At 71.1% G+C, this 584-nt stretch carries 1 pseudogene; it reads right to left on the reverse strand.

Annotation, left to right across the window (positions count from 1 at the left end):
* Positions 1-13: 13 nt before the first annotated feature.
* A pseudogene (locus V6590_RS20860) lies at positions 14-584 on the reverse strand (hypothetical protein); the annotation flags it as partial.

The raw sequence follows: 584 nt of genomic DNA on the forward strand, positions 1-584 counted from the left end.
GCATCTCGCCACATTATCCGCGTCGCGACTGGTTCAGCGGCGCGATCCGGCCATGTAGCTGGCGCGCCCGCGCCAACAGGCGTTGCAACCCGTGCCGGCTTTCCGGCATCAGCGGCGCGGAGAGGCCGCGCAACCGTGTGGCGATCCAGGGCCGGTCACCGGCGTCGGTCGGGGCGACAGGTGGCGAATCATCCACGGAATCGGCCTGGGGCTGGGGGGATTCGGTCGGTGACTCGATCGCCGGTGCAGGTGCGGCTTCCCCCATTGCCTCGGGCATGGCAGGCAGCTCGATCTCTGCGGTGCGCGGGGTCTCCTGCGTGGGCAGAGAGGCCGCATCAGGCTGCGCGTCCACCGCTGGCTGCGCCTCCATCTCGGGTTGGGGCACGGGATCGGTCAGGGGGGACGGCTCGGGGGCGGCGATGTCCTCGGGCGGGTCAAGGTCGAACAGCGACCATTGCCGCCGCTCCTCGGGGCCGGGCGCTGGCGGGGCAGTGCGCAGTTGTGCACGCAGGGCCGCGGGGCTTTCATCCGCCTCGGTTCCGCTTCGCCAATCGGTGAGCGCCACGAGATTGTCGATCGGCGAC

It is taken from the genome of Gemmobacter denitrificans, from assembly GCF_036964905.1.
GTDB lineage: Bacteria > Pseudomonadota > Alphaproteobacteria > Rhodobacterales > Rhodobacteraceae > Gemmobacter > Gemmobacter denitrificans.